Annotated in this window: 12 protein-coding genes; 11 read left to right on the forward strand and 1 reads right to left on the reverse strand. The window is 70.2% G+C overall.

Annotation, left to right across the window (positions count from 1 at the left end):
• Nucleotides 1-36: 36 nt before the first annotated feature.
• The 9 genes from ACT3TD_RS01340 (at nt 37) to ACT3TD_RS01380 (ending at nt 16,698) form a co-directional block, all read left to right on the forward strand.
• Complete coding sequence (locus ACT3TD_RS01340; protein ID WP_301442256.1) at nt 37-510, forward strand: NINE protein; 474 nt, start codon at nt 37-39, stop codon at nt 508-510.
• 360 nt (nt 511-870) lie between these two features.
• Nucleotides 871-1,401 (forward strand): hypothetical protein, encoded by a 531-nt coding sequence (locus ACT3TD_RS01345; protein WP_301444000.1) that lies wholly within the window; start codon nt 871-873, stop codon nt 1,399-1,401.
• Between the two features lie 3 nt (nt 1,402-1,404).
• Nucleotides 1,405-4,143 (forward strand): vWA domain-containing protein, encoded by a 2,739-nt coding sequence (locus ACT3TD_RS01350; RefSeq protein WP_441579489.1) that lies wholly within the window; start codon nt 1,405-1,407, stop codon nt 4,141-4,143.
• Between the two features lie 58 nt (nt 4,144-4,201).
• Entirely contained in the window at nt 4,202-7,837 is a 3,636-nt protein-coding gene (locus ACT3TD_RS01355; RefSeq protein WP_301443519.1) for a tubulin-like doman-containing protein, read from the forward strand.
• Nucleotides 7,837-10,674: a hypothetical protein gene (locus ACT3TD_RS01360; RefSeq protein ID WP_441582259.1), complete on the forward strand. Its 2,838-nt coding sequence runs from the start codon at nt 7,837-7,839 to the stop codon at nt 10,672-10,674. Before ACT3TD_RS01355 ends, ACT3TD_RS01360 begins: the two co-directional genes overlap by 1 nt.
• A gap of 10 nt (nt 10,675-10,684) precedes the next feature.
• A complete protein-coding gene (locus ACT3TD_RS01365; RefSeq protein ID WP_441578791.1) occupies nt 10,685-13,006 on the forward strand; it encodes a cell surface glycoprotein in 2,322 nt (773 codons plus the stop codon).
• A gap of 1 nt (nt 13,007) precedes the next feature.
• Nucleotides 13,008-14,606, forward strand: coding sequence for a GAP1-N2 domain-containing protein (locus ACT3TD_RS01370; protein ID WP_301442980.1), 1,599 nt, complete (start codon nt 13,008-13,010; stop codon nt 14,604-14,606).
• An 11-nt stretch (nt 14,607-14,617) separates the two neighbouring features.
• Entirely contained in the window at nt 14,618-15,640 is a 1,023-nt protein-coding gene (locus ACT3TD_RS01375) for a hypothetical protein (RefSeq protein WP_301442981.1), read from the forward strand.
• The gene (locus tag ACT3TD_RS01380; protein WP_301442982.1) at nt 15,637-16,698 is read left to right on the forward strand and encodes a TRAFAC clade GTPase domain-containing protein; all 1,062 of its coding nucleotides are present in this window, start codon (nt 15,637-15,639) and stop codon (nt 16,696-16,698) included. Before ACT3TD_RS01375 ends, ACT3TD_RS01380 begins: the two co-directional genes overlap by 4 nt.
• Before the next feature lie 4 nt (nt 16,699-16,702).
• Here the strand turns inward: ACT3TD_RS01380 and ACT3TD_RS01385 are convergent, their stop codons facing one another.
• Nucleotides 16,703-18,133: a hypothetical protein gene (locus tag ACT3TD_RS01385; protein ID WP_444637937.1), complete on the reverse strand. Its 1,431-nt coding sequence runs from the start codon at nt 18,131-18,133 to the stop codon at nt 16,703-16,705.
• A 243-nt stretch (nt 18,134-18,376) separates the two neighbouring features.
• Between ACT3TD_RS01385 and ACT3TD_RS01390 the strand changes: the two genes are divergently transcribed.
• Together ACT3TD_RS01390 and ACT3TD_RS01395 are read left to right on the forward strand one after the other, a co-directional pair.
• Nucleotides 18,377-19,726, forward strand: a complete 1,350-nt coding sequence (locus ACT3TD_RS01390) for a hypothetical protein (protein ID WP_301442984.1) — start codon at nt 18,377-18,379, stop codon at nt 19,724-19,726.
• Nucleotides 19,727-19,747: 21 nt separating this feature from the next.
• On the forward strand, nt 19,748-20,347 hold the full coding sequence (locus ACT3TD_RS01395) for a sigma-70 family RNA polymerase sigma factor (RefSeq protein ID WP_301442985.1): 600 nt from the start codon (nt 19,748-19,750) through the stop codon (nt 20,345-20,347).
• Nucleotide 20,348 lies beyond the last annotated feature (1 nt).

Here is a 20,348-nt window from a genome sequence, read left to right on the forward strand (position 1 = left end):
CACGTCGAGTAGCCAGTAGATCGAGGAGAGCCTTCAGTGACCAACCCCTTCAGCACCCCCCAGGACAGCGGCAACTCCGGAAACCCGGCGCCGCAGGGCGGCTCCTACGGTGCGGCGCAGTACCCGTCGCAGCCGCAGCAGTACCAGCAGAACCACCAGCAGCCGCAGCAGTACCAGCAGCAGGCTCCCCAGCACTACCCGCAGGGGAACATGCCGCAGCACGCCGGCTACGGCGCCCCCATGTACACCGGCCCCCAGAAGTCGAAGCTCGCCGCCGCCCTGCTGGCGTTCTTCCTGGGCGCCCTGGGCATCCACAACTTCTACCTCGGTTACACCGGCAAGGCCGTGTGCCAGCTGATCCTCACCATCTTCGGCTACCTCACCGCCATCTTCGCCATCGGTTTCCTGTTCATCTTCGCCGTCGGCATCTGGGCGTTCATCGAGTTCATCATGATCCTCATCGGCGGCGGGAAGTACGACCGCGACGCCCGCGGAATCCCGCTGAGCTAGCACCGAACACCCGACCGGGCACCACCCCGCTCGCCGCCTCACCGTCAGCGCCCCCAGAGCCCCGCTCCGCCACCCTCCCTCACCACACCTCCCCACCGTGCCCTTCCGGCCCCACCCGGCCGGCATCCGCCCAGGCACGCAAGACCTGAATCAACCATGAGATAGTTCTGATACGGTCGGGGTATTAATTTTCCGGCCAGGCAAATACCTGGCCTCATGAGGTCCTCTCCAAGCCCCCGCCAGGGGACTGCACATCTGAAGCTCAGCCGTGGGCGTCGGACCGGCGGTCCCCGTCGCGAGTCCGTCCTCATCCGCCCACGCTCCTCCCCGTCGTCCTTCAGCGCCAAGTAGGTCTTTACCATGACAAGTCCCTTCGGCAGTAGCCCTGCCTCCGACGGCCCCACCTGGTCTTCTCCCGGGTCGTCTTCACCCGGGTCCCCGTCCGGATCCCCGTCAGCCTCCCCCGGCTTCGCGTCGTCCCCGGGCGGTTTCACGCCGGGCGGCGCGCCGTCCGCTGCCACCCCGTCGGACGGTCCGTCCTCCGGCCCGGTCTCGGGTCCCGTCACGGGCCCCTGGGCCTTCGTCGCGACGGCGACGGCAACGGCCGTCCTCGGCGTGGTCTTCGCCGTGATCGCCGTGGTGACCGGGTCACCCACCGACTTCGTCTTCCGGGTCTTCGCCCTGGCCGGCTGGGCGCTGGCGGGCATCGTGACCTTCATCCTGCTCGGCGTGCACACCGCGAAGGACACCCGCCGCCGCGCCGAGAACTTCTACGTGGAGACCTCCTCGCAGGCCGTCCTGTACAAGGTCGCCATCGGTGTGGCCTGCGTGGGCGTCATCGCCACCGCCATCGAAATCGCACTGTGGATCAGCAAGACCGTGGGAGCCTGACGAATGACCGACAACACCATCCTGCGCCCCCGGGCCCGCCGTGCCGTCAGCACCGTCAGCGCCGTCGGTGCCGCGGCACTGCTGTCCACGGCCACCATGTTCGGCCTGCCCGCCGCGACGGCCCAGCCCGGCGGGGAGACCGGCCTGTCGCAGACCGGCCAGGACAACATCGCCGACCTGGGTAGCTGCATCGCCGCCACGAAGTCCGCCGACATCCTGCTGATCATCGACCAGTCGGAGTCACTGAAGGGCTTCGACGGAGAGCCGCCGACCGACCCCCGCAACGTACGGGTCGACGCCACCCGCGACCTGGTCAACCAGCTCGGCATCCACGCCGGCGACCTGAACGCCGACATCAACGTGAAGCTCGCCGGCTTCGGCGACGGCTACCACAACGACACCTCCGACTACGGCGGATGGGTGAACGTGCGCGACGGCGTCGACGAGCTCGACGACCCCATCGACGGCTTCACCGACCGCAACGAGGACGGCTACACCTCCTACCGCGACGCCCTCAACGGTGCGCTCACCGAGTTCGCCTCGGCCCCCACCGGAGAGGACGGACAGCCCAGCGACTGCCAGTCCGTCCTCTTCTTCACCGACGGTGCCGTCACCGACAAGGAGAAGAGCAGCGAGGCCGCCGCCGAGGACGTCTGCCGGCCCGGCAGCCCGCTGGCCTCCCTACGCAACTCCGGGGTGCGCTTCTTCAGCGTCGGCCTCATCCCGCAGAGCACCGCCAACCCGCGCGAACTGCTCACCCGGATGGCCGAGGAGGACTGCGGCGGTGCCGCACCCAACGGCGCGTTCTTCGACGCCGGCACCGACCCCGCCGGCCTGCTGGCGTCCTTCCGCAACTTCATCCCCACCGCCAACAGCATCGACTCCACCCTGTCGATGAACGAACCGCAACCGTTCACCCTGGACAACTCCATCACCACCGTCCGGCTCTCCGCCCAGCCCACCACGTCCATCGGCGACGGCATCACCCCGGTGCTGACCTCCCCGGACGGTGACGAGCTCGAACTCACCGAGGGCGAGCACACCGTCGGCGGTGCCGAGGTGAACGTGACCACCACCGATGCCGTCGACGGCATGGTCGACGCCGACCTGACCCTCGCCGACGGCGAGAGCTGGGAGGGCGAGTGGTCCTTCGGTTACGACACCTCCGGCGCCGACGCCCCCGACGCCGCCCGCTACAACGCCAAGGTCGTGCTCGAACCGGGCCTGACCGTGAAGGTCGACGAGCTCGACGACGGTATCCCCAGCGGCATGAAGTCCGACGAGGTCCTCACCGCCTCGCTCGTCGACCGCAACGGCGCGGGCGTGGACCTCGAGGGCGAGGCCACGATGACCGCCCACTTCATCGACCGGAACGGACGCAGCACCGACCTCGGTGAGCCGACGTCCGTCAGCGACGGCGACGCCGTCGAGTTCCCCCTCGACGCGATCACCGAACCCACCGCGGGTGACGTGGTCGTGCAGACCAACATCACCACCAAGGCCTCCGGTTCGGCACCCGGCACGGCGCTGAGCCCGATCGTCGTTGGCTTCCCCGTCACGGTCACCCCGGTCAACATGCCGACCCTGGGGTCGGCCGACCTGACCATCGACTCGCGGGAGACCGAGGTCAGCGTGCCGGTCACCGGCCCCGGCAAGGTGTGGGTCGCCGACGCGTCCTACTCCGCCGGCGACGGTCCCACCGTGCTGCCCGAGGGCGTGGACCAGGTGTCGGTGTCCTCGCCACACAACAGCGCCGACAACGCCCTGGAACTCGCCGAGGGTGAGACCGCCGATCTGCCGGTGACCGTGAGCACCGAGGACCTCGCCGACGGCCGGGTCTCGGTGACCCCCACGGTCAACCTGGTCTCCGCCGAGGGCGACTCCACCGCTGAGATCGACGTGGAGCTCACCGGGTCGATGTCCGCCCCGGTCAACACGGCCGTGTTCATCGCGACGCTGATCGGCGCGCTGCTGGCGGCGATCCTCATCCCGCTGGGCGTGCTCTACCTGATGAAGTGGTTCACCGGGCGCATCCCGGGCTCGCCCGGCATCCACGCCCTGCGGATCCCGGTGAGCGTGGACAACGGACGCCTCGTGCGCCCGGACACCGGCGGCGCCTTCACCGTGGGCTTCGACGAGATCGTCTCCGGCACCCCGCGGGTGACCTCCACCGGTCGCGAGGTCAACCTCGCCGGAACGCAGGTCAGGGTGAAGCTCGGCGCGAACCCGTTGTCGGCGCCGTACGCGGTGGTGGACGCCACCCCGTCGATCAGTGACGAGGGCCTGCAGGTCAAGGACTCCGCGCGCCTGCCGCTGGCGGTCCACAACCACTGGTTCGTGATCGGCACACCGGGTGACCCCTCGCGTGGCGAGGTCGTGCTCGCCGTGGACGAACGAATCACCGACGACCGGTTGACTGCGCTCGTCGGCAAGATCACCACGGACACCCCGGACCTGCTCAACCGTCTGTCGACCTCGCTGGCCGAGACCGGGACAGCACCCGGTTCGGGCGCCGGGGCAGGTGGAGACGGCGGTGCCGCCTCCGACCCCGCAGCCGGCGCCGCAGGCGCGGCACCGTTCTCACCGGACGCCGGGGCCAGCCCCTTCGGCGGTCCGGCCACCGGATGGGGCTCCCCGTCCGACGGTGGTCCCTCCGGCACCCAGCCCGGTACCCAGTCAGGTCCCGACTTCGGCGACAACCCCTTCGGATCCCCCGGATCCAGCCCGTTCGGCCCCCGCTGACCCCCAGCGCACCCGGCACACCCCTGCAAGACCCAAGTATCACCCCTAAGGAGACAGTGTGAAGAAGTTCCTCGTCGTCGGCTGCGGTGGCTCCGGAGCCAAGACCCAGGCGTACATGATCGACCAGCTCAAGGCGCACCTGCGGTCGTTCGACCCCACGCTGACCTCGCTGCCGAAGGCATGGCAGTTCGTCAGCATCGACGTGCCGATCGACCCGGAGAAGGGGCCGGGCGGGCTCGGCAACGTCCCCGAGAACGGTGGGCGCTACGTCGGCATCGGCTCCAAGCAGCAGTACCGCACCTTCGACTCGGGGCTCTCCCAGTACCTGGGCCGCCGCGGCGCCCTGGGCGACATCGCCACCTGGGCACCGCGCGCACCGGAGACGAACACCACCCCGGTCTCCGACGGTGCCGGCCAGTTCCGCGCGGTCGGCCGCATGCTCACCCTGCAGTCGATCGCGAAGATGCGCGAGGAACTCAAGTCCGCGATGGACGTCCTCGAGGAGGCGTCGACCATCGCCGAACTCAACGACCTGAACCACCGCATCACCGGCCACCAGAGCAGTGCCGCGGACGCCTCCCCGGTGATCCTCGTGGTCTCCTCCATGGCCGGCGGTGCCGGTGCCTCGATGTTCCTGGACGTCTGCCGGATCCTGTCGACCCTGCCGAACGCCAAGCCGGAGCACACCGGTGTGTTCATGTACACCCCGGAGGTCTTCGAGAACCTCCCGTCGGACGCCATGGTCGGCGCCTGGCCGAACGCCCTGGCCATGTTCGGTGAGGCCGTGGCCACCCAGACCGGGTCCTCCACCAAGGCGGACGTGGACCTGTTCAAGGCGCTCGGCGTGGAGGCCGGCGCCTCGCGCAACACCTTCGCCCGCCTGTTCCCCATCGGCGGTCGCATGGGCGCCACCGGTGCCCGCTTCGGCGACGGCGACCCGAACACCATCTTCCGTGGCCTCGGCCGCTCGCTGGCAGCACTGATGTCCTCGGAGAAGTCCGCGGACAGCTTCGTGCAGTACTCCCTGGGCAACCCGCCGGCCAACCAGCCAGACCGCAACATCCTGGGCTGGGCCAACGCCGACCGCGTGCCGTGGAGCGCCATGCCCTGGGGTTCCATGGGGTACGCCCAGCTCAGCATGGGCCGCGACCGCTACGCGGAGTACTCCGCCCAGCGCCTGGCCCGCACCTCCTTCGACCGGATCCTGCGCGGCCACATGGACCCGCTGAGCTCGGACACCGGTGAGGAGCAGCTCCAGAAGCGGCTCAACGAGCGTTACCCGCGAATCCTCGACCGGGTCTGGGTCAACAAGGCGGTCCTGCAGTCCCAGCCCAACCAGCAGTTCATCGCCGGCTGGATCGGGCACCTCTTCGGACAGTTCGCCGAGACCGCAGCCGAGCAGTCCAAGGTGTGGCTGCGCCAGCGTCTGCCCGCGTCCGACGGCATGAAGGCCGCCGAATGGGGCTCGCTGGTGCGCAGCCGTCTCACCGACCCGGGCGTGCCGGCGGGCGTCCACGATCAGCTGGACACCGCGGCGTACGCGTCCGTGCACGAGTTCGCCGACCGGTTCTGCGACGTGGTGATCCAGATGGCCGAGGAGGAGCTCGCCTCGGTGGGCCTGCCCTTCGTGGAGAAGGTGCTCGACAAGCTCGCCGACGACATCCGCCAGCGCCTCATCAACCCCATGGAGAACTACGTGGCCGCCACCCGGGGCAGGAGCCCCGCGGTGGTCACCCCGCCGATCGACCAGCTGCTGCAGCCGCTCACCGGCAACGGGGCCGTCACCGGTTCCGGCCAGATCCTCGACAACATCGCCACGCAGTACCGTGGCCAGTTCACCGAGTACTTCGGCATCCGCGTGGCCGCATACCTCGCACCGGTCCTGGAGGACTTCCTCAACAACGCGCTGAGCCGGCTGACCCGCGAACTCACCGACGCCCACGCCGACCTCGAGTACGCCGACAAGCAGAAGAAGGTCAACGTCAACCTCGCCGACGTGGCCACCAACGACCCGGTCGCCTGGCCCCGCAACCGCGACGAGATGATCAACGACCGCTTCCGTGGCTCCGCCAACGAGATCCTCATCAGCGACGTCGACAGCTTCCCCTCCGACTTCGAGGCCCACGTCCTGCAGGACGTGCGTGTCGCCGAGCCGTCCGTCTTCGACGCGGCCGCCGCCACACAGCTCGCCTCCCAGTCGGTCGTTCTGGGCACGTGGGAGACCAACGGTTCGGAGAAGGCGCCGAACAACACCCTCTCCGCCGCGGCACGTCCCGGCGGCAACCGTGCCGGCTGGGTCAGCCGCCACCTGGTCTCCTCCCCATCCGGTCACGAGGAGCGCGAGTCGCGCCACGGTTCGTTCACCGCGCGGATCCGCCCCGCCCAGCTGCTCGAGCGGTCCCGGCTGTGGATCCAGCGTCCCGACTACCACTTCTCGAAGTTCATCGGCACCGACCTGCGCAGCTACATGACGCAGGACGAGGCCACGAACGACGCCACCTTCGCCCGCCGCATCGCCCGCCTGCGCGAGGCTTTCAGCACCGCGCTGGCGCAGGCCCGCCCCCTGGCCGCCGTGGACTCCACGATGGTCAGCCAGGTGCACGGCACCGACGAGAGCTACCGCTACACCTTCTCCGAGATCCCGCTGAAGGCGAACTCCGCCACCGACCAGCTGGTCTCCGTGCTCAACGAGACCACCAACCTGGACCCCTCCACCGAGAGCGTGCTGACCGGGGCACTGTCGACGGACACGAAGATCCGCCACATCGACGTCTTCGGCTCGTACCCGAACTACTCGCCGGTGGTCTACAGCTCGCTGTTCCCGCATGTGGCCAAGGAATGGGGCACCGGACGCAACAACGCCGGTTTCTGGAAGGACCGCCGCAGCCGCACGATCGCCGGCTCCGTCCCGCTGTCCGACGACGAGCGCAAGGCGATGGTCGCCGGCTGGATCGTGGGCACCGCGACCGGCCGGATCTACATCCAGGACGACGGCCTGCCGACCGCACGTGCGCACGTGTACGACGACGCCCGCTCCGAGTGGGTGCCCTTCCCGCACCCGCTGCTCACCCCGCCGAAGGAGATGCGCCACAAGATCGACTGGATGCCGGCCGTGATCGAGTCGGTCCTGCTGGCCTACGCCAACATCCAGACCCGCAACGACAAGGGCCAGCCTGCCTGGTCGCTGCGCCCCTACCAGCTGCTGCGCGGCCTGTACGACAACGCCACCGAGGGCCCCACACCGGACGGCACGAACATCATCCACCCGGTCGTGGAGCGTCTGAGCACCTTCCTGGGTTCCGGCGAGCGTCCCGACCAGGCGCCGCAGGGCGCCGACGTCGAGGAGCGCCACGGCATCGTGACCCGCTACCTCACGTCCTACGCCACCAACGCCGACGCCTTCATCCCCGGTCAGGGCTCCGGCCTGCCCGGTGCGCAGACCCAGGAGAAGCCGTGGGCCACGGTGCGAGAGCGTTCCTACGCCTCGAACATGCCGCTGTTCCACGACCTCGCCCCGGACGTGGTCGAGATGACCGCGAAACTGCGGACCAGGCTCGACGAGGCGAAGCAGCGCGCCGAGGCGCCCGCGGCGCCGGCCGGGATGCCCGGTGGTCTACCCGGCGGCCCGCCGGCCGGCCAGCCCGCCCCGACGTCCGGCCCGACCTTCACCGGTTTCGGGGGTGACCTGTTCTGATGAGCGCCACCGACACCACACCGACCGTCATCTTCTTCGGCCACGGCACCGTGGCCGACCAGGTGCGCCGCAACCTGACCGACCTGTCTTCGCTCGGCATGGTCAAGCCGTTCTACTGGGTGGACCCCCGGCTGCCGGACTCGGCGGCGGCCACGCCCTCCGTACGCGTTGTCAGCGGGAGCGGCCAACGCATCCTGCCCCTCGACCAGGCGTTGCGCACGATCTCCGGGACCATCCTCTTCCTCGCACTCGACGTGGAGAGCGCCACGGACACCACGACCACCAGCGCCGGACTCGACATGGGTGCCGTCGACCGGTGGACCAACGCGGTCGAGTCGCGCCTGTCGACGGCACCGGGCCGCGTGCGGGTCCTTTTGCCCCGCGTGCCGCGCGGCAACTGGAGCCCCACCAGCCACCAGTCGTGGCCGACCACCGTGGCCATCGCCCCGGAGGACTCCGAGGCCCCGCACACCCCACTGGAGCCGGTGCTCAGGGCCGGTGACCCCACGGACATCGCCCGTGTCGCCGCACCCACGCTGTGCGGTCTGACCGGCCTGTGGTCCAGCGCCACCGGCTGCGCGCTGACCGAGGACAACGGCGCGCCGATCTCCACCGGCGGCGAGTACCGCGTGCGTCTGGCACGCTCGTACCACCGCACCATCGACGCCTCCACGGTCGAGGACCAGCTGCGCCGCCAGGCGTCCGACGTCCGCGACCGGCTGCCGCAGCCGGTCACCCCGGACGGACGTCAGGCCAGCTACCTGGGACAGGACGAGGGCGTGCCCGAGGCCATGGCCCAACGCCTGCTCGCCGAGCACGGCCCGTCTCTGACCACCCCCATGCAGCCGGAGGACAGCGGACAGGTCGTGCGCAAGAAGTGGTGGAAGGCGTTGTTCTCCTTCCTCGGCGACTACTTCCGCATGGGTCTGGGCAGTCCGAAGAGCTGGGCGCAGAAGGCCGGGCAGGCCACGCTGCGCGCCGCGGAGAACCGGACCCAGACCTTCCTCTACGGTGAGGACTCCCCGGTCCGGGTGGTCTCGAACTCGGCGTCGTCCCCCGCCCAGTCGATGTCGCTGGACGACATGTCCGCCACCGCCGCCTGGTACCGCCGCCAGGCGCTGCAGTCCGGCGTGCGCGTCGGCGAGGTCCCCCAGCTCTCCGAGATGTGGGACTCCTACAAGGACATCTCGCTGACACTGGTGGACGGCACCGAACGCCAGCAGGGCAACCTGCAGTCCCCGAAGGACGCCTGGGGCAACCGCGCCATCGTCCGCCAGGGCTGGCAGGCCGTCCCGGACGTCGACGACTCCTTCCACGGTTTCCACCCGCTGCTCGGCCAGCGCCTCGGCATCTCCGAGGAGGACGCCACCATCCGTCCCTTCGACGCGCGCAAGGCCGCCGCCTACGAGGAGGGCATCGCCTTCGTCGCCGGGCAGACCCGCGAGCCGGAGATCCGGCAGCTCCAGGCGGACTTCGCCGCGTGGAAGCAGACCGCGTCCCGCAGCTTCGCCTGGCAGACCGGCGAAGGCCTGACCGGGCTGATCGACCAGTCCCGCCACAACGTCCACGACCAGTTGGAGAGGTACGACCGGCACAAGCAGAACCTGGACGACCTCGACCACCGAGACACCGCCGGAAGGAACTCGGCCTACACGAGGACCACCTTCTCCCTCCTGGGGCTCGAGTTCCTGCTGATCCTGTTCCTCGCCTACTCGACGACCATCCACTACAAGTCGGAGTGGCAGCTCAGCTTCTTCTCCGGCTTCGACTGGCGCTGGGCGCTGGGCTGGTTCCTGCTGGGCTCCTTCGTGCTGATGGTCATCCACATGGTGGCCTACGCCCGTGCCCGGCGCGGGGTGGAACGCTACCTCGAGAACCTGCGGTTGTTCCGGGCGAACGTGCAGATCACCGGCACGAACGTGAACGCGGCGATGGAGAACTACAACCGCCAGATCGCCGCCTACCGGCAGCTCCTGAGCTGGTCGACGGTGCTGGGCCGGGCGATCTCGCGCCCGCTGGGCCGTGACCTGTCCACCGGTGAGGGGCTGGCGTCGCCGTCGGCCGGGCTGCCGCTGTCGACCCGCATCGGGCAGGCCGCCGTCCCCGACGAGAAGCTCGTCCCCCTGGTCAACTCCATCCGCGAGAAGCTCTTCCCCTCGCAGTGGGCGTCCAACGCCCTGGACTCCCTCATGGAGGACGCGGCCGCCAGCCTGTCGCACCACACCGGCGAGCACACCCCGCCGGAGGGGCAGCTGCGCGGCCAGTCCGGTGCCGGCACCGGCTCGCCGCTCGACCGGTTGACCGCCTGGTCGGTCGCCCCGCAGCTGGAGGACCGCGACCACACCCGCCAGCACTGGGCGCGGATCATCGGCTCCCCCGAGGCGTCGAAGAACTTCGGACGCGAACTCGCCGAGACGATCGACACGGTTCTCTACTTCGAGAACGGTGCTCCGATGTCCACCACCAAGGAGCAGTTCCTCAGCACCCTGCACACCGACAACCGGGTCGCCGGCAACTTCCTGCAGGACGTGGTGTCGACCGTCGCGCTGAACGACGGCGCCACGTCGATGGACCCGAACGTGTGCCGTCTCGACCGCACGCGCAGCGACGCGTCCCACACGTTGACCCGCTCGGCCACCCTGGTGCAGTTCGGACGCACCACCGCCCTGTCCAACCTCGGCGGCGAGCCCGAGGCCGCCGCCGACGTGCCGGTCACCTCCACGGAGATGCCCGTGTTCGAGGCCGCCCCCTTCGAGACGCCGACGTTCGATGCACCGTCCTTCGAGGCACCGTCCTTCGAGGCGCCCACCTTCGACGGCCCCCGGTTCGGGGAGTGACGGACAGGACATGACCTCCCACATCCACGACCTGCCCCTCGACGTCTGCCGGCGGATCGCCACCCTCGCCGACCCCACACAGGACGCGGTCCGCGACCTGCTGCCATCAGGATTGGACGACCAGGCGAAGGACGCCCTGGCGTCCGACGTCCGCGGTCTTTTCGAGGGCCGCACCCCAGATCCAGCCCCAGAGCGAGCCCCCGAACCGGCCCCAGTGCCCGCACCTGAGCCCACCCCCGAACCCGAGCCTGCGACGTCCCCCGCCCCGTCCTCGAAGAACCAGAAGAAGGAACCGAAGGCGCCCATGTCCCTCGCCGACCAGATGAAGCTGCTCCTCGACGGCGACGCCGCCACGAACACCGTGGACGAGTCCGACTTCGAGAGAGACCCGATCTTCACCCAGATCTTCCAGCGCTCCGACGAGGCGTTCGCCTACAGCGCGCCGGAGGGCTACACCTCCCCCGGCCCGATCAAGGTCAACTACTCGGTGGAGGACCCCGCCCCACAGGACCCGCAGGCCTCGCAGGACCCGGACGTCACCGGCAAAGAGTCCGTGCTGATCACCTGGCCGAAGCTGCCGAACCGTCCGAAGGAGACCACCCTCTACCGCGTCATCGCCGCCGACCACGAGGCCGAGTGCGCCCCGGGCGCCGGCACCGAACTGGTCATCACCCACGGAACCGCCTTCCGCGACGAGCGCCCGAACTCCACCGGCCTGCGCCACTACATGGTCTGGGCCTACACCTGGGACGGCGGCCCCGCCGGGCTGCTCAACGCCCCTGCCCTGTTCATCGGTGAGGACGTGGCGATCTACCCGCCGCGCGACGTGAAGCTCGTCGAGTCCAACGGCACCGTCAACGGCTCCTGGGACGCCATGCCCGGACACGACGAGGTGCGCGTCTACCACGCCAGGCAGGGCTACGCCGGACGTCTCACCGACCCGGGCAACATGCTGGTCAGTGGTGTGGAACAGTCCGGTTTCAGCTACCGCGTCAGCACCCGCGGGCTGAACTACGACTTCACCCTGGCCCCGGTCGTCTCCTTCCGCGGGCGCACCCACACCGGCCCGGCGATCCCGGAACAGAAGATCCTGGTCAGTGCGGAGATCCAGAAGGTCTCCCTGATCACCGCCGGCTACCTGCCCGACCACAACAACGAGGACCAGATCATCCTGGAGTGGGAGGCCCCGCCGACCGGTCAGGTCCGGGTCTTCCTCACCGACACCGCCCCGGACCCGGAGCTCCCCCTGGGCCAGGTCGACCGCGGCTACCTCGACGACGACGATGCCCTGGGCTCCACCAAGTGGACCACCGACGACAACTCCGTGCCCGGCGAGCACGTGACCCGCACGCTGGTGTGGCCGGCCGACTGGCACCAGGTGTACATCACCCCGGTGAACATCGTGGAGCAGCGGGCGTGGGTCGGTGACAGCCGGGTGCTGCAGCGCGTGGAGAACATCACCGACCCGCAGCTGGTGGAGCGGGTGTCCGGCCAGCTCATCACGTTCGACTGGCCGGCCGGCGCCACGCACATCAACGTGCGCACCACCCAGGACCGGATGCGTCTCGACGAGGACGCCTACCGCCGCCAGGGCGGGGTGCGCCTGAACCTGCTGAACACCGGCGACAAGGTCACGCTGACCCCCGCGGCGATCTGGGCGGGCAAGGACAAGTACGCCGACTCCCCCACGGAGATCACCTACCCGGGGCTGCGCGCGTACTCCTACGACCTGACCGATTCGCCGGACGGCTTCCCGCAGCTGCAGATCTGGTCGGTCGGCAACCCGGACGCGAACGCCCCGCACTTCCGCCTGGTGCACAACCCGTCCCGGCTCCCGCTGCACATCGGCGACGGCTCCGCGGTGACGTGCGCGAAGGACGGTGCGTCGGCCGGGCCCGCCGGGCAGCCGCAGCCGACGACGGACCTCTACCAGTCCGCCCTGCCGTCGGGATCGCTGTCCGGCCCGGAACAGGGGTCGCAGTCCACCCCTGGGTGGGGAGTGACCTCGGCATCGTCGCAGGACGCGACCTGGTGGATCGACCACACCACCATCGACGGCGGCTACCTGCGCCTCTTCGTCGACGAACCGGAGACCCCGACCACCCCTGCCTCCTCTGCCACCCCGGCACCGGCCGCCAGCCCGACCCCGCGCGCCGGTTTCAGCGCCGGCGCGTTCGGCGGCAGCCTCGGCAACCCCGACGCCGCCGGCACCGGCGCCTCCACCGGCACCACCCCGACGTCGTGGAACGCCGCGACCATCCCCGCCATCGTGGTGGAGTCCGTCGTCACCACGAAGCTCGCCTACCCGTCGCGTCGGAAGGTGCACCCCTGACATGTCCGGTTCCTTCACCTACGCCTCGTTCTCACCGTCCGACCAGCGTTCCGGCGGATGGGGCGTCGGCCACCGCACCGGGGAGCTCGCCGCCTTCCAGGTCGACGAGGTCGTCCCGCTGATCCCCACCCACCTGTCCGACCCGGTCGCGCTGCCGACCTTCCCCGACCGCGAGGAGCTGGCCCGGCGGATCCGCCGGTTCGCCTGGCTGCCCGCCCCGTGGGAGCCGGTGGAGTCCGCGGACACCGGCGTGTTCCTCGCCTCCGTGCCCGCCGGTCAGGACGCGACGGGACGCCCCGGCAACGTCTTCACCTACGTCTTCGTCAGCGACCCCGGCCACCTGCCGCGGCGCGACGCGGTGAAGCTGATGTTCTCCGCGTCCGTCCCCGCGCCCTACGGCAAGCGCAAGGTCGACGCCGCCGAGGCCCCCGGCAATACCGACATGACCGAGACCACCGTGCTGACCGACAAGGTCATCGAGGGCTTCCTCGACGGGACCGGCACCGCCGACGAGTTGTCCTGGCCCCAGGAGCTGGGCCGGGTCCGGCCACATGCGGGTCCGGTTCCGCGCCGCGAGATCCTGGACTTCCTCGCCGCCCGGGTCACCGACGGCACACCGGTGGTGCTGCTCACCGACGTCGCGGAAGGGCCCCTGTGGATCACCGCCCTGGCCGACCAGCTCCCGCCGACGCTGCCGGCGGACCGTTCCTTCACCTGGTCGACCTACGAGAAGGCCGCCACGGTCACCGAGACCCTCGCCGCCGGAGTGTCCTTCGCCGTGGTGCCGTCCGCCGAGGCCGAGAAGATGCAGGACGCCCCGGGCGTCCTCGTCGTGGACACCGCAGCGGTGCTCCCCGTCGTGCCGGACGCCCCGGCGCCCGCAGCGCCCAGCACGTCCAGCCTGGCGGCCACGTCCGTCATGTCCGGCTGGGGCGGGACGACCTGGGCACCGGTGACCGCGCCACAGACACCGGGGGAACCGGAGGCCACGTCGCACACCGCGAACCCCTTCGACACCGGTGCCACGGCCGAACCCGCACAGCCGACACTGCCGACACAGCCCCGGCCTGCCCCGGCGGCACCGGCACCAGCACCGGCACGGTCCACACCCGAGGGCACGTTGCCGGCCATCGTCTTCACCTCCGACATCGACACCGACTTCATCCTGGGTGCACCGCTCTCGGAGTGGAACAACGTGTTCACCCAGACCGAGGCACGCCACGGGTTCACCCAGCCCGTCCCCCAGTACCTGTTGCTCGACCCGGCCACGGAACTCGGCTGGACCACGCGGGTGCGCATGCTGGCGCTGGCGTCCTACGGGTACTTCCCTGCGCTGCGGCAAGCCGGGAGAGACCGCAACCAGGACGCGCTCTGCGCCGTCGACGACACCGACCGGGACCGGCTGGTGGACGACACCGTCGACTACACCGTCCACCACGGTTCCGAACACGGTTTCTACGACACCGGACACCCGAACCTGAGCTCACTGGTCAATCCCCGCCTCCGCGAGCTCGCCGAGGCCGTGTACCTCGGTCGGCAACGTTCACTGGCGAAGGCCCAGCCCGACCACCTCCCGCTCAACCGCACCCCCCGACGATAAGGACACCATCCATGCACACCATTTCACTCAACGACGGCGAGTCCCACGCCGTCGACGACGGTGGCCTGCTGAAGGTCCAGGTCTTCCCCGTGGGGGGAAGCACGTCCGACCTGCGCATCAGCGTCACCGGCGAGGACGTCCGGGCAACCACCCCGAACAACACCCTGGCCATCGTCACCGCCGTGCCCGCCTCGGCGACGATCACCATCGCCCCCACCTCCGGCGGCGACTTCGGCATCGACCAGGCGGTGCGTCTCACCGTCACCGGCACCGACCGCACCACCGTGGAGTTCCCCGTGGTGCGCGTCGGCGGGGTCCCGGAGAAGAAGCTCGGCCGCATCGACCACACCGGCTCCTCCTACAACCTCACGGCCTACGGCTCCTCCGTGTCCACCGACCTGCCGCGGGCGGTGATGGCGGTGTCCTCCGCCGTGCGCACCCACCTGACCTCCACGGCCGGCGTCTCCGGCGTCTCCGCGTTGCGGGTCTTCGCCGACACCGGGGCGACCCTGTCGGCCGCCACCGAGCCGGACACCCTCACCGCCGCGGTCACCGCGGTGCGTGGCCTGGCCACCACCTTCTCCCTCGACACCGTGGAACTGTTCACCGGCGCCGGACGCCGCGGCGAGGTCTCCGTCCCCGAGCTCGACGACCTCGTCCTGCAGGCCGCGGCGGCGGACGTCACCCGCGTCGGCGCGTCCGTCCTGCCCGGGACCCCGGCGGCAGGAACGGCGGCAGGTCCGGCCGGGACCGCCCCCGGAACCCTGACCGTCCACCTCACCTCCACACCGGTGACCGGCATGGTCGCAGACGGTGCAGGCCGCTCCACCTCCCTGGTCCTCGTCCTCGGCGACGGGTCCGTGGAGGAGGCGTCGCTGTTCTCCTCCTCCCCCGACCTCACCGCCGCCACCGGCGTGCTGCCGGTCGACGCCCGCCTCGCCGCCGGCCTGCTCGCCGGCGACCCGGGGGCCTTCAACCACGGCGCCGCCGTCGTCGCCTCCATCCTCGACTCCGTGAAGGAGGTCTCCGCGTGACATCCGCCCACCAGGCCCCCAACCAGGCCGGATCGCTCTCCCGCGACCCGTACACCTTCGAGCCCCTCCACCCGGGCGCCTCCGTCTCCGGACACCAGGACCTGCCGTCCGACTGGGACCACGCGCACGTGCACTGCGTGGCGATGGCCGGCGCCCGGGCGTCCGGCAAGAGCCTGTACACCGCGGTGCTGATCAAACAGCTCGAGGAGATCGCCAGCCACCACAACCGCGTGGTCGAGGCGGCGGACGACTCCACCCAGGAACGCTTCCGCACCCACTACGAGACCCCGCTCTACCGGGAGATGAAGCACATGCCGGCCACCCCGCCGGCCTCCAGCTCGGACGCGTACCAGCGCGACCCACTGATCTTCTCCCTCGGCCGGTGGACGGATGCCCAGGGCACGCTGCGTCCCCACTACCTGGTCTTCCGCGACGTCGCCGGCGAGGACCTGGAGAACCTGCCGTCCGACCCGTCGGAACTGTCGTTCTTCCGCCACGCCGACCTGATCATCTTCCTGTTCGACCCGCTGCGCGTCCCGGCGATCCGCACCTACCTGCAGGGCATCATCCCGCCGCAGAACCTCACCGGCGGCGACCCGGAGGACGTGCTGCGCAACCTCATCCGCCTGCTGGACGGCAGCCGCCCGAAACTGGCGGTCACGATCTCGAAGTTCGACACGCTCCAGCAGCTCGCCCGCACCGGCGACAATGAATGGGCGCGCATCATGGGCAACCACGGTGCGGCCTTCCGCCGCGACACCGGCTGGGACCACGACGTCAACGACCAACGGCTGCTCCACCTGGAGATCGAGAGCCTGCTGCGCTACATGTCGGCGGACAAGCTGGTCAACCTCATCGGACAGGACTACGGCTGGACGTACGACGCCGCCCCGCAGGCCGCCGGACACGTGCGCCCGGACCTGTGGCAGTACTGCGCGGTCTCCGCGCTCGGCGAGTCACCGAACGGCGAGAAGCTGAACCGCCGCGGCATCGCCCCCTACCGGGTGCTGGACCCGGTGCTCTCCGTGCTCGCCCCGCACGGCGTGTTCACCGGCTAGCCGGTCACTGCAGGGACTTCTGCCGGCACTCCCACGCGCGGCCGTCGTTGCCGATCGAGTCGAAGATGTCGGCGGCCTCACCGTAGAAACGCTGGGAGCCGTCCTGCGCACCGGCGTGGGCGAAGAGGTTGGCCAGCGCGACCTTCGCCTCGGCGTAGGCCTCGCGCTCGTCGACCCCGCTGACCTCGTCCTCGGTGAGCCGCTCGTCCATGTCCAGCAGCAGCTGGGTGGCGGTGCGGGGATCCTTGGCCAGGAAGTGCGCGTAGGACAGGCGGATCGTGGACCAGATGACCCCGCTGGTCAGCCCGTAGCGTCGCGACAGGTTCAGCGACTGCTCGTAGACGTCGTACATGTCGGCCAGCCGACCCAGCTTCTCCAGGCACGCGCCCTTCTCCAGGAAGGCCATGATCTCGCCGTTGTGGTCGTTCTTGCGCTGGTAGAGCTCCGCGAGCTGCGAGGCGTACCCGCTGCGTGCCTCCGGGTCGTGCCCGGTGACCTCGGCGGACAGGTTGAGGTGCAGGTGGGTGACGAGGATCCTGTCGTCCAGCGGCACCGAGGACGGGAGCTCGCGGTTCACCCGCGACAGCACGGTCTCGAAGAACCTGTTGCGGTCCTGGCGTGCACGGATGGAGTCTCCGAGGGCCTCCATGACCGCCTGCTGCAGGCGGTGCACGCCCACGGCGCGGGTGATCACCTCGGGCCGCAGGTGCGGGGACTCCAGCGACGGTGACCCGGCGATGACGTCCATCAGCTCCCCCAGCCGGTGCCGCAGGGCGGACAGGTCGCCGGTGCTGTCGGCGGTCTCCAGGCTGTACCGGCATTCACCGAGCAGTTCGTCCCACCGGGCGTCGTTGTCCTCGGTGAACGGCTCGGCGGCGAGCTCGCGGACGCGGTCGTCCCAGGTCACCGACGCCGTGACGGTCTGCGGCAGCACGACCTCGGGCTCCGGCTCCGGCTCCGGCTCAGGTTCGGGCCGGCGGATGCGTTCCAGCAGGCCTCCGGCCACCGGTGTGGCGTCGATCTCGCCCTCGGCCATGCGCACGCTGAGCGCCAGGTTCTCCGCGTCCTCCCTCCTGCCCTGGAGCAGGGCGGACTCGGCGAGGTGCAGCCGGGCGGTGGCGAGCATCACCGGGTCGCCCGCTGACAGTGACAGGGCGGCGAGCAGGGACGCCGCGGCCTCGAGCTCGTCGCCGAGCTGGCACGCCTGCGCGGCGACGCAGCGGGCGAAGGCCAGGTCGCGCACGCTGCGCAGCCGCGGGTCGTCGACGGAGAGCTCACCGATGCGCAGCGACACCGTGTCCAGTTCCGCGGTCTGGGCCAGGAAGGCCTCCGCCTGGCCGGCGGAGGACAGCGCGTCCCAGTTCTCGTCGGCCAGGTCCCGGAGCTGGTCGAGGTCCTGCATGACGGTCAACGTGTCCAGCGGTGCTGCGACCATGGTGGGCTCCTGTGGTGACGAAGAAAAAGATGAAGGGCGAAGACTGCAAAAACTGTGTCGTCGCCCATCATTCTAAGGAATACCCGGTGGACGGGTCGCGCAACACCCCGGTTGACGGCGGCCGGGGAACTTTCCCGAAACTTTTTCCCCACCCGACCAATCCGCGGCGCGTGCGGCTCCGAACTCAGGGGTGACACCATCCCCGGGCCTCATGTCAGGCCCACACACCGAGGAGTGCCCACCATGTCCACCAAGTCCACCAAGTACACCGCCAAGACGGTCGCCGTCGGCTCCGCCGCCGCCCTGATCCTGGCCCTCGCCGCCTGTTCGGACGACTCGGACGGCTCCGACGGGTCGACCGGCTCAATGACCTCAGGAAGTTCCAGCACCTCCAGCACCTCCGACATGGATGACATGACCGACTCCACCATGGACGAGCATTCCGGCCACGGCTCCGGCGGGGACATCACCCCGGTGAGCACCGGCGACCCCTTCGCCGACGCGATGACCGCGGCGTCCCACATGCCGATGACCGGCCAGACCCTCGCCGACGGCATCGTCGCCTCCGCCGGCATCGACGGTGACCCGGACTCCGACGCCGCCACCCTGCACGCCGACCTGGCGTCCAACCTGCAGGAACACGTCTACCTCGCGGGCATGGCCGTGGCCACCGCCTACACCGAGGGAGCGGACTCCGACGCCTTCGCCGCCGCGTCCGACGCCCTGGACGCCAACGCCGTGGCGTTGGCCGACATGGTCGCCACGATCGACCCGGACAAGCGCGACGCCGTGCTGGAGCTCTGGCGTGACCACATCGGCTACTTCGTGGACTACGCCACCGCCGCCAAGGAGGGCGACGAGGCGGCGAAGGCCGCCGCCCAGGACGACCTGACGCAGTACACGGTGGATGCCGGCGAGGCGTTCTCCGGACTGTCGCAGGGGGTCATCGACGCCGGTGAGGCCACCGAGGGCCTGCAGCACCACGTCGACAGTCTCTCACAGGCCATCGACGCCCTCGCCGCCGGCGACACCGCCGCCTACGGGGACCTGCACGCCGCGGCGTCCCACGGTGGCGACTTCATCGCCACGCTCGCCTCGGGACTCGCCGAGGGCAACGACATCGAGGGAGATGCCACCGACGATGCCGCGACCCTGCGCGTCACCCTGGCCACCGGGCTGCAGGAGCACGTGTACCTCGCCGGGGTAGCCGTGTTCACCGCCTACACCACGGAGGGCGGCACCGACTCCGAGGCGTTCGCCGCGGCCGCCGACACCCTGGACCACAACTCCATGGCCCTGTCGGAGGCGGTCGGCTCCGTCGCCGGGGAGGAGAAGGGCGAGGAGTTCCTGGCGCTGTGGCGCGAGCACATCGGCTACTTCGTGGACTACGCCAACGCCCTGGCCACCGACGACACCGCCGCAGCGGACGAGGCGCTGGAGAACCTCGACGGCTACCGTCCGCAGGCCGGCGAGTTCTTCGCCGGGATCACCGACGGCGAGCTCGACGCCGATGAGCTGGCCGAGGGCCTGGCCGGACACATCTCCACCGTGGCCGGGACGATCCAGTCGCTCAAGGACGCTCTCGTCGACTGAACCATCCCTATGATCGACCTCATGACCCAGCAGACCCCCGACCCCGGGCGACGGGACCAGACGCAGCTGACCGCACTGGTCGAGCGTGCCGCCGCCGGCGACCGGGGGTCCTTCGGTCTGCTCTACGACGAGGTGTCCCCCGTGGTCCACGGCATCTGCCGTCGCGTCCTGCGCAACGAGGGCATCGCCGCCGAGACGACCCAGGAGGTGATGCTGGAGTTGTGGACGAGGTCGTCGTCCTACGACCCCGCCCGTGGCACCGTGTACGCCTGGGCGGCGATGATCGCGCACCGTCGTGCCGTCGACGGGGTGCGTTCGGAGTCCTCCCGCCGGGTCCGCGAGCACCGTACCCACCACGAGTTCCGGGACGTCGACGTGCCGGACGCCGCCGGCGGCTCGGGCGGGGTGGACACCGACCTGCTCCGGCGCGAGGAGTCCGACCGGGTGCGTCACTGCCTGGGCGAGCTCACGGACCTGGAGAACGAGTCCCTGGTCGCCGCCTACTTCGGTGGGCGGACCTACTCCGAGGTGGCGAGCCACCTCACCGCGCCGTTGGCCACGGTGAAGAGCCGTATCCGCTCGGCCCTGTCGCGCATGCGCACCTGTTTGGAGATGAGTTGAG

The organism is Corynebacterium sp. AOP36-E1-14 (assembly GCF_052377495.1).
In the GTDB taxonomy this organism is placed as follows: domain Bacteria; phylum Actinomycetota; class Actinomycetes; order Mycobacteriales; family Mycobacteriaceae; genus Corynebacterium.

What these genes read in the sequence shown, in the direction of transcription:
- ACT3TD_RS01345 (WP_301444000.1), top strand. Translation starts at nt 871, where the DNA reads ATGACAAGTCCCTTCGGCAGTAGCCCTGCCTCCGACGGCCCCACCTGG.
- ACT3TD_RS01350 (WP_441579489.1), top strand. Translation starts at nt 1,405, where the DNA reads ATGACCGACAACACCATCCTGCGCCCCCGGGCCCGCCGTGCCGTCAGC.
- ACT3TD_RS01360 (WP_441582259.1), top strand. Translation starts at nt 7,837, where the DNA reads ATGAGCGCCACCGACACCACACCGACCGTCATCTTCTTCGGCCACGGC.
- ACT3TD_RS01365 (WP_441578791.1), top strand. Translation starts at nt 10,685, where the DNA reads ATGACCTCCCACATCCACGACCTGCCCCTCGACGTCTGCCGGCGGATC.
- ACT3TD_RS01370 (WP_301442980.1), top strand. Translation starts at nt 13,008, where the DNA reads ATGTCCGGTTCCTTCACCTACGCCTCGTTCTCACCGTCCGACCAGCGT.
- ACT3TD_RS01375 (WP_301442981.1), top strand. Translation starts at nt 14,618, where the DNA reads ATGCACACCATTTCACTCAACGACGGCGAGTCCCACGCCGTCGACGAC.
- ACT3TD_RS01385 (WP_444637937.1), bottom strand. Translation starts at nt 18,133, where the DNA reads ATGGTCGCAGCACCGCTGGACACGTTGACCGTCATGCAGGACCTCGAC.
- ACT3TD_RS01390 (WP_301442984.1), top strand. Translation starts at nt 18,377, where the DNA reads ATGTCCACCAAGTCCACCAAGTACACCGCCAAGACGGTCGCCGTCGGC.
- ACT3TD_RS01395 (WP_301442985.1), top strand. Translation starts at nt 19,748, where the DNA reads ATGACCCAGCAGACCCCCGACCCCGGGCGACGGGACCAGACGCAGCTG.